Source organism: Nevskia sp. (genome assembly GCF_023266035.1).
Classification (GTDB): domain Bacteria; phylum Pseudomonadota; class Gammaproteobacteria; order Nevskiales; family Nevskiaceae; genus Nevskia.
In genome coordinates, this window is record NZ_JAHFRY010000155.1 from 693 (window position 1) to 9,879 (window position 9,187).

10 protein-coding genes are annotated in these 9,187 nt (G+C 66.1%); 7 read left to right on the plus strand and 3 right to left on the minus strand.

The window, feature by feature from the left end:
* The 7 genes from Q0D45_RS18895 to Q0D45_RS18925 form a co-directional block, all read left to right on the plus strand.
* Positions 1–1,867, plus strand: a 1,867-nt coding sequence (locus Q0D45_RS18895) for a UbiA family prenyltransferase (RefSeq protein ID WP_293396599.1), incomplete at its 5' end; no start/stop codon positions are given.
* Complete coding sequence (locus tag Q0D45_RS18900) at positions 1,864–3,171, plus strand: FAD-binding oxidoreductase (protein WP_293396625.1); 1,308 nt, start codon at positions 1,864–1,866, stop codon at positions 3,169–3,171. The genes Q0D45_RS18895 and Q0D45_RS18900, both read left to right, overlap by 4 nt.
* Complete coding sequence (locus Q0D45_RS18905) at positions 3,171–3,908, plus strand: SDR family oxidoreductase (protein WP_293396602.1); 738 nt, start codon at positions 3,171–3,173, stop codon at positions 3,906–3,908. Before Q0D45_RS18900 ends, Q0D45_RS18905 begins: the two co-directional genes overlap by 1 nt.
* 67 nt (positions 3,909–3,975) lie before the next feature.
* Positions 3,976–4,485 (plus strand): peptidylprolyl isomerase, encoded by a 510-nt coding sequence (locus Q0D45_RS18910; protein ID WP_366946505.1) that lies wholly within the window; start codon positions 3,976–3,978, stop codon positions 4,483–4,485.
* The gene (locus Q0D45_RS18915) at positions 4,485–5,276 is read left to right on the plus strand and encodes a S1/P1 nuclease (protein ID WP_293396606.1); all 792 of its coding nucleotides are present in this window, start codon (positions 4,485–4,487) and stop codon (positions 5,274–5,276) included. Before Q0D45_RS18910 ends, Q0D45_RS18915 begins: the two co-directional genes overlap by 1 nt.
* A 142-nt stretch (positions 5,277–5,418) precedes the next feature.
* Positions 5,419–6,189, plus strand: a complete 771-nt coding sequence (locus Q0D45_RS18920; RefSeq protein ID WP_293396609.1) for a phosphocholine cytidylyltransferase family protein — start codon at positions 5,419–5,421, stop codon at positions 6,187–6,189.
* Complete coding sequence (locus tag Q0D45_RS18925; RefSeq protein ID WP_293396612.1) at positions 6,189–6,812, plus strand: sterol desaturase family protein; 624 nt, start codon at positions 6,189–6,191, stop codon at positions 6,810–6,812. Before Q0D45_RS18920 ends, Q0D45_RS18925 begins: the two co-directional genes overlap by 1 nt.
* A gap of 57 nt (positions 6,813–6,869) precedes the next feature.
* Here the strand turns inward: Q0D45_RS18925 and Q0D45_RS18930 are convergent, their stop codons facing one another.
* The 3 genes from Q0D45_RS18930 to Q0D45_RS18940 form a co-directional block, all read right to left on the minus strand.
* Complete coding sequence (locus Q0D45_RS18930; protein WP_293396616.1) at positions 6,870–7,670, minus strand: nucleotidyltransferase family protein; 801 nt, start codon at positions 7,668–7,670, stop codon at positions 6,870–6,872.
* Positions 7,667–8,830 (minus strand): dATP pyrophosphohydrolase, encoded by a 1,164-nt coding sequence (locus tag Q0D45_RS18935; protein WP_293396619.1) that lies wholly within the window; start codon positions 8,828–8,830, stop codon positions 7,667–7,669. The genes Q0D45_RS18930 and Q0D45_RS18935 overlap by 4 nt, the downstream gene beginning before the upstream one ends.
* A gap of 83 nt (positions 8,831–8,913) precedes the next feature.
* On the minus strand, positions 8,914–9,187 hold a 274-nt coding region (locus Q0D45_RS18940), incomplete at its 5' end, for an LptF/LptG family permease (RefSeq protein ID WP_293396622.1).

Sequence of the window (9,187 nt, forward strand, 5' to 3'; positions counted from 1 at the left end):
CGCCGGTCTGGCCAAGCTGTTGCGCGCCTCGAAAACCCTGCTGCTGCCGGGCCGGCTCGCTGGCGGCCTGCTGCTCGGCTTGGTCGCCTGGGGCGTCGAAGGCCTGGCGCTGTACTGGATCTGTCAGAGTCTGGCGATCAGTATTGCGCTGCCGGCGGCGGTTGGCGTCTACGGCATGGCGGTGCTGGCCGGCGGGCTGGCGTTCTTCATGCCCGGCGGCCTCGGTGGCATGGAAGTGGCGATGCCTGCCTTGCTGGTCGCGGAGGGCGCACCACTGGCCACCGCGGTGATCGCGATGCTGCTGTGCCGGCTCGCGACCTTATGGTTCGCCGTGCTGCTCGGCCTGATCGCCGCCGCCTGGCTGGAAGCCCGTCATCGTCAGAATCCGGAGCGGCTGCCCACGATGAGCCTCTCAGGATCAGACCTACAGGCGGCCGCGGTTCCCCACACCCTGCCCTTGTGTGTCGATCTCGATGGCACGCTGACACCGGTCGACACGCTGCACGAAGCGCTGCTCGATCTTGCCAAGCGTTCACCCGGCGCCTTGCTGCAGTTGCCACGCTGGCTTTCCCGGGGCAAGGCCGCGTTCAAGCGCGAAGTGGCGGCGCGCAGCGAACTCGATGTCGCAACCCTGCCCTATCGCCGGGACCTGCTCGACTGGCTGCGCGGGCAGCGCGATGGCGGCCGCCGTCTGGTGCTGGCGACTGCCGCGCATCACTCGATCGCCGATGCGGTCGCCGCCCATCTCGGCATCTTCGACGAGGTGATCGCGACGGGCGATGGCGACAACCTGCACGGCGACGGCAAGCGCCGGGCGCTGGTCGCGCGCTACGGCGAACGCGGCTACGACTATGTCGGCAACGAAGCGGCCGATCTCGCCGTCTGGGGCTCGGCACGCAGCGCGATCGTCGTCGGCAATGCTCGGCTGGCGGCGCGTGCCTTCGCGGTTGCTGAAGCTGGGCCGGTATTTGCGCCGAAGTCCGCATCGCCGAAGATCTGGATCAAAGCGATGCGGCTGTATCAATGGGTCAAGAACCTGCTGGTGTTCGTACCGGCGGTGCTTGCCCATCGCATCGGCGAGCCTGCGGTGCTGTTCGACAGCCTGCTCGCCTTCCTGGCCTTCGGGCTGGCCGCGTCGAGCGTCTATCTGGTCAACGATCTACTCGATCTCGCCGCCGATCGCCAGCATCGCCGCAAGCGTCTGCGGCCGTTCGCATCGGGTCGCTTGTCGGCCAAGAGCGGGGTCATCGCGGCGGGCCTGCTGCTGCTGTGCGCGCTCGCCATCGCACTGTGGACGGGGGCGGCGTTCGCGGCAGTGCTGGCGCTGTACTTCGGCTTCACACTGGCCTACTCGCTATGGCTGAAACGCTCGGCAACCATCGACGTGATGACCCTGGCCGGCCTGTACACCCTGCGGATCATCTCCGGCGGTGCCGCCGCCGAGGTATCGGTGACCTTCTGGTTGCTCGCCTTCTCGATGTTCCTGTTCCTGAGCCTGGCGATGGCCAAGCGCTACACGGAACTGTTCGAGGTCGCGAGGACTGGCGCTGCCTCGGCCGCCGGCCGCGGCTATCAGGCCAGCGATCTGCCGACGCTGCAATCGCTCGGCATCAGCGCCGGCTATGCCGCCGTGGTGATCATGGCGCTGTACATCAACAGCGCGGAATCGCTGTTGCGCTACGGCGATGCGCACACGCTGTGGCTGACCTGCCCGCTGATGCTGTACTGGATCAGCCGGGTCTGGATGCTCAGCGCACGCGGCCGGATGACCGACGATCCGATCGTGTTTGCGCTGACCGATCGCGTCAGCCTCGGTCTGTTCACGGTGATGGGTTTGTGCGTGCTGCTGGCCCTGTGGCCGATATGAGCCGGCAGGCGCTTTCCTGGGGCCGGCTGCCGGCATCGGAACAGCGACTGATCAGGCTCGTCAGCCGTTTCGATGCTTTGCCGAAAACCGCTGAAAGCCTGCTGCCTCACGGCCTCGGCCGCAGCTACGGCGATAGTTGCCTGAACAGCGGTGGCGCGTTGCTCGGCACGCGCGGGCTCGATCGCTACATCGCTTTTGATCGCGACAGTGGTGTGATCGAAGTCGAGGCCGGCGTGTCGCTCGGCGAGATCATCGAACTGGCGCTGCCGCAGGGCTGGTTTCCGGCGGCCCTGCCGGGTACCCGCTTCGTCACCGTCGGCGGCGCGATCGCCAATGACGTGCACGGCAAGAACCATCATCGCGCTGGCAGCTTCGGCCATCAGCTGCTCGGCTTCGAACTGCTGCGTTCGGATGGCCAGGTGCTGCACTGCTCGCCGACCACGAATGCCGACCTGTTCGCCGCGACCATCGGCGGCCTCGGCCTTACTGGCCTGATCCGCAGCGCGACCTTGCAACTGCAGAAAGCGCCCGGGTCGTGGATACGCGGCAGCAGCGAACGCTTCGGCTCGCTGGCCGAGTTCTTCGCGCTGTCGGCGGCCGCCGAAGCCGCATCGGCCTACACCGTCGCCTGGATCGACAGTTCGGCGACCGGCGCCAGCACCGGCCGCGGCATCTTCATTCGCGGCAATCACGCCGAAGGGCCGAGCAGCACGGCAACGCCGAAAAATATCCGGCTGCCGTTCACGCCACCGCTGTCGCTGATCAATCCGCTGACCTTGGCTGCGTTCAATGCGCTGTACTACCGGCGCCCGGCGGCGACGGCCCGAGATGCGCTGTGGCACTGGCAGCCGTTCTTCCATCCGCTCGATGCCGTGCAGGAATGGAACCGCATCTACGGCCCGCGTGGCTTCTATCAGTACCAGTGCGTGGTGCCGATGCAGGACGCGGAAGGTGTGATCGGCGAGATGCTGCAGCGGATCGCAGCGTCGAAGCTCGGCTCGTTTCTGGTGGTGCTGAAAACCTTCGGCAGCATGGCCGCCCGAGGGATGATGTCGTTCCCGCGCCCCGGCGCGACCCTGGCGATCGACTTCCCGAATCGCGGCGCGCAAACCCTCGCGCTGCTCGATGCGCTCGACGCTTTGACGATGGCTGCCGGCGGCGCTGTCTACCCGGCCAAGGACGCGCGGATGTCAGCCGCCGCGTTCCGCCAGTACTTCCCGCAATGGCAGGCTTTCGCCGGCCATGTCGACCCCCGCTTTTCCTCGTCGTTCTGGCGACGAGTCACCGAGACCGAAGTCAGCTGATGAGACGAATCCTGATCATGGGCGCCACCTCGGCGATCGCCGAAGCGACGGCGCGCGAGTTTGCAGCCCTTGGCGACGCGCTGTTTCTGGTCGGCCGCAACCCGGATCGCCTCACCGCGATTGCTGACGATCTGCGCCTGCGTGGCGCGGCACGGGCCGAAACCTGGGTGATGGATGCGCGCGAGCTGAGCGCTTACCCGGCACTGCTCGATGAAGCGACGCGCCGCCTCGGCGGCCTCGACACTGCCCTGATCGCCCACGGCACTCTCACCGACCAGACCGCAGCCCAGGCGTCCAGCGAACTGATGCTCGCCGAGTTCCAGACCAATGCGCTGAGCCACATGGTGCTGTGTACCGAGCTCGGCAATCGCTTCGAGGCCCAGGGTCACGGCTGCATCGCGGTGATCTCCTCGGTGGCCGGTGATCGCGGCCGGCAGTCGAACTACGTCTACGGTTCGGCGAAGGCAGCGGTCACTGCCTTCACCAGCGGCCTGCGCCAGCGCTTGCATCCGAAAGGTGTTGCGGTGCTGACCATCAAGCCGGGCTTCGTCGATACGCCGATGACCGCGGCGTTCAAGAAAGGCCCGCTGTGGGCCACGCCGACGACCGTCGCCAAGGCCATCGTCAAGGCCGTGCAGCGCGGCAAACCGGTGCTGTACACGCCGTGGTTCTGGTGGCCGATCATGCAGATCATCAAGAACGTGCCGGAAGCGATCTTCCGCAAGCTGAAGCTCTGAGCGTTCCACCTCAAGCCGGCTGGCCGCTTAAACTGCGCCCACTCCAACGCAACCTGAAGAGAAAACGATGACCGAAGCCGCAACCGTATCCGTGCTGATGCAGACCAGCCTTGGCGACATGACGATCGAACTCGATGCCGCGAAAGCGCCGAAGACGGTCGCCAACTTCCTCGCTTATGTCGACGCCGGCCACTACGACGGCCTGGCCTTCCACCGCGTGATCAAGGATTTCATGATTCAGGGCGGCGGCTACGTGGCCCCGGACTACAGCGAGAAGAAGACCGGCAAGCAGATCGAGAACGAGTGCAACAACGGCCTGAAGAACACTCGCGGCACGATCGCGATGGCCCGCACCAGCGACCCGCATTCGGCGACCAGCCAGTTCTTCATCAACCACGGCGACAACGCTTTCCTCGACGGCAAGCCCGGCCAGTGGGGCTATGCGGTGTTCGGCAAGCTGACTGCCGGTGCCGACGTGCTCGACAAGATCGGCACCACGCCGACCGGCCGCATCCGCCCGTTCGGCCAGGACGTGCCGGTCGAGCCGGTGGTGATCGTCAAGGTGTCGCGCGTCTGATGAAGCGCAGGGCCGTGGCGCGCGCTTTGCAACTCGCTTTGCTCGCCACGGCCCTGGCGTTGGCCTCGCCGCAACTGCTGGCCTGGGGGCCGGAAGGCCACCGGATCGTCGGCCAGATCGCGGCTGATCGTTTGACTCCGGCTGCCCGCGCGGCGATTGCAGCGATCCTCGCTGACGAACCGGAACCAACGCTGGCCGGTGTCGCCAACTGGGCCGACGAGGTTCGCGATGAACGCACCGGCCCGCTGCACTACATCAATTTCCCTATTGGCGACTGCCACTACCAGCCGCCGCGTGACTGCCCCGGCGGCCGCTGCGTGGTCGCGGCGATCGACAGTGCCGTCTCGGTGCTGAAGAACAGGAAAACGACTGCCGAGCAGCGGCGAGTGGCGCTGAAGCAGCTGGTGCACTTCGTCGGCGACGTCCATCAGCCACTGCATGGCGGACGCGCCGAGGATCGCGGTGGCAATACCGTGCAACTGCAGTGGCGTGGCGAAGGCTCGAACCTGCACAAGCTCTGGGATGTCGGGCTGATCGAAGCGATCGAGCCGGACGGGCAGCATTACGTCGAGCGGCTGGCGTCGAAAGCGTCCGGCGTCGAGCTGGGGCCGCTGGCTGCCGATGCCTGGGCGATGGAGTCCTGCCTGATCGTCTCGGCGCCGGCTTTCTATCCGGCGGATCGCGAACCGGGCCCGGATTATCTGACCGCCTGGCAGGGGACCGTCGATGTCCGCCTGAACCTGGCTGGCATGCGGCTGGCGGCGCTGCTCGCAACGCTGTTTCCGGGCTGAGCGATTCGGCAGCCGGCGCCGCTGTCACAAGCCGCCGGACGAATTGTCTTAGAATTGCAACGTTTCGCGCCTGCGCGCGAGCTGCCGAGATTGATCCGATGCGCTTCTGCCTTTCTCCTTCCCCGTTGTCCGGTCGCCGTTCGTGAAGGCGATCATCCTCAGCGCGGGCCAGGGCCGCCGCCTGTTGCCGCTGACCGCGTCGCGGCCGAAATGCCTGATCGAACTTGGCGGCCGCAGCCTGCTCGAGTGGCAGCTGCTCAGCCTCGTCGCCGGCGGTGTCCGTGAAGCGGTCGTCGTCGTCGGTTACGGCGCCGAACAAGTCGAGGAAGTGCTCAAACTCCACACGCCGGCCGGCATCACGGTGCGCACGCTGTACAACCCGTTCTACGAAGCGGCCGACAATCTCGCCAGCTGCTGGATTGCCCGCAGCGAACTGCGCGGCGAGTGCCTGATCCTCAATGGCGACACCTTGATCGAGACCGCGATCGTCGAGCGCGTGCTCGGCAAGATCAGCCATCCGATCACCGTCACCATCGACCGCAAGGACTGGTACGACGCCGACGACATGAAGGTGCAGGCCATCGACGAGCGCCTCTGCGCGATCGGCAAGAAGCTTGATGCGTCCATCGTCAACGGCGAATCGATCGGCTTCCTGCGCTTCACCACCGAAGGTTCGGCGCGCTTCGTCGGCGAAGTCGAGCGGATCATGCGCACGCCGGAAGGCCTGAAGCTCTGGTATCTGTCGGTGATCGATCGCATCGCCAAGGACAGCGGCGAAGTCGGCTATCAGTCGATCGAAGGCCTGGGCTGGGGCGAGATGGATTTCCTTGCCGATGTCGCCCGCAACGAGGAACTGGTTGCTGGCTGGCCAGCGCCAGCGCCAGTTTCATCAGCCCGGAGCGGAGCCGCCTGATGGCCGCCGCGCGCCCGCTGCGTCGCAGCCCGAACGAGTCGATCCGGATGTTCGAGGCCGACTGGATGGAAGCGCTGTCGAAGATCCCGTTCTGGGTGCCGATGGCGCTCTATCTGCCGCTGTTCACGTGGATGACCTGGACGGCGTTCACCGGTGGTCTTGGCGTATTGACCTGGCTTGCCGCCTTTGCTGGTGGCCTGGCGATCTGGACCGCGACCGAATACTTCCTGCATCGCTTCCTGTTCCACTGGACGCCGCCGGGCAAGATCGGTGAGCGCCTGCACTTCATCTGGCATGGCGTCCATCACGATCACCCGAACGATCGCCTGCGCCTGGTGATGCCGCCCTCGGTCAGCATTCCGCTCGCCTACGGCTTCTACAGCCTGTTCGCGCTGGCCTTCGCCGGCCCGGTGCTGATGGCCGTGTTCGGCGGCTTCATCGTCGGCTACGTGATCTACGACACCCTGCACTACGCGCTGCATCACTACGCCTGGCAGCAGCCGCTGTTCAAGAAGCTGAAGCTGCACCACATGCAGCACCATTTCGTGAACGGCAACACCGGCTACGGCGTGTCGAGCCCGCTGTGGGACTGGATCATGGGCACGCGGCGCGCGACTTCCTAAGTCGCTACGGCGCAAACAAAAACCCGGCCTGGCGCCGGGTTTTTTGTTTCAGCGGGATCAGCGTATGTCGGTCGCCAGCAGTCGCTCGACCAGTTCCTTGTCCGCCGGCTTGTCGACATCGACAGCCGCACGCGCGAACGGCATTTCGACGATACCTGCCTTGGTGCCGCCGGCGAGCTCGCCCAGCCTGGCGATCGCCGATGACAGCCGCAGCCTGCCGAGCAGATAGCGCAGCGCGTAGCTCGGGCCGAGCAGGCGCAGCATCGCCACCGGCCGCTTGCGCAGCGCTTCGACCTGCTTCCACAGCTCGGCCAGCGCCTGCGCTTTCGGGGTCGCGAAATAGAACAGGTTGCAGCCGCTGTACGCGCCCTCGACGAAGCGCAGCCAGGTACGCCGGGTGTCTGGCATTTCAGCAAGCACGACTTCGGAACGGGCCAGGCCCAGCGCGGCGTCGCAGCCGGCGGGTACGTGGCTGAGAAAATGACTGACCCAGGCCGGCTGCAGCAGCGCGTGATCGGCAGTGGTGATCAGCAGCGGTGTCGGGTACTGCGCGAGTGCTGCGACGACGCTGAGGCTGGGGCTGCCGGCGGCCAGGAAGGTATCGACCGGCTTGCCGTTCGCAGCGGCAGCAAGCCCCGGCAGCACCTGGACGATTTCTGGCGCTTCGATGATCACCACGATGCGGGCGATCTCCGGCGTCGCAGCCAATGCGGCGATCACCCGCAGCAGCATCGGCACGCCAGCGACTGGGATCAGCGCCTTGTGCGGCACGCTGAAGGCGCGCGCCATCGGATCATCCGGCCCGCGCGAGCCGGCGAGTACCAGGGCGGTCAGGCCACCCGCAACGACCTTGCTCAAAGCGCTTTCCGGTAGATGCGATAGGTCTTGTAGGCAACGCCGCCGAGACCTTCGTTGATGCGCCGCATCGGCATGTTGTCCTCGAGAATCCACGACAGTTCGGCACTGGTGTAGCCGATCTTGCGGGCCTCGTTGCGCATCGCGTCGATGATCAGGAACGGCAGCACGGCGCCGACGAAACCGGTGGCGTACTTGCGGCGGATGCCCATCAGCGGCACGCGTGCCGACTTCACGCCTTTGACCTTCAGCCGCCAGAGCAGCTTCGCCCAGCCGAACGGCAGCAGCTTGCCGTCGAGATCCTGGATCGCTTCGTTGATGTTCGGCAGGCAGACGCCGAAACCGGCCGGCTCGCCGTCGACATCGACGAACCAGACCAGCTTCTCGTTGAGGATCGGCCGCATCGCCTTGGCGAGGTGAGCGGTGTCGGCGGCGGTCAGCGGTTCGAAGCGCCAGTTGGCGGCCCAGGCATCGTTGAAGATCGAGCTGATCGATTCGATGTCCTTCTCGTACTGCTTGAAGCTCAGGTGACGGAGCTTGAAGGTATCCGGCAGCGGCCGACGCATCAGGGTGCAGATCGACTTCGGCAGCGGCTTGGTGATGTCGCTGATGTAGGCGAAGACATCCTTGGCCTTGTCGTAGCCGAGCGCTTCGATACGTGCCGCCAGGTACGGGCGATCGTGGCCCATCATCAGCATCGGCGGCGTGTCGTGGCCTTTGATCAGCAGGCCGGTTTCCTCGTTGATCGACAGGCTGAACGGCCCCAGCGATTCACGCATGCCGCGCGCCTTGAGCCAGGTTTCGGCGGTCGCGAACAGCGCTTCGATCAGCTCGGCATCGTCTTCGGCGGCGATCATGCCGAAGTGGCCGACGCCATCGGTGGCTTCGCGATTGATCTGGGCGCTGATCCGGCCGACGTCGACGCCATCGCGGACCGCCAGCCAGAGCTGCACGTCGGTATGGGCGAACAGCGGATTGTGCTTCGGCGACAGCGCTTCGTTGCGCTCCATGTCCAGCGGCGTGACCCAGTTCGGATCATCGGCATGCAGGCGTGCCGGAACGCGGATGAAGCGCTTCTTCTCGGCAGCGGTTGCGACCGGGATGATCGTCAACGGACCACGAGGGGTCCGATGCACGGATGCAGGGGCGGTGGCGGCAGTCATGGCAGCGCGGTCTCGGGTCAGGCGGGCCTTCAGAGGCCCGATCGTCAATGCAGAAAGAAGTTTGATGCGGGGCTGGGCGCGGCTCAGCGCCGATCGAGCCGGAATACCAGCAGCAGGCCGAACAGAACAAAGCTCGCAGGCGACACCCAGGCCGCCAGCAGCGGGCTCAGAGTACCGGCTTCGCCGAGCGCCGCCATCAGGCCGTTGACCAGCAGGAATACCAGGCCGCAGGCCAGCGCGCCAAGCACCTGGACACCGCCAGCACCACCGCGAGTCAGCGCGATCGCCACCGGCGTGGCGAGCAGCAGCATCACCAGCGCCGCCAGCGGATCGGTCCAGGAGCGAGCCAGCCGCGTG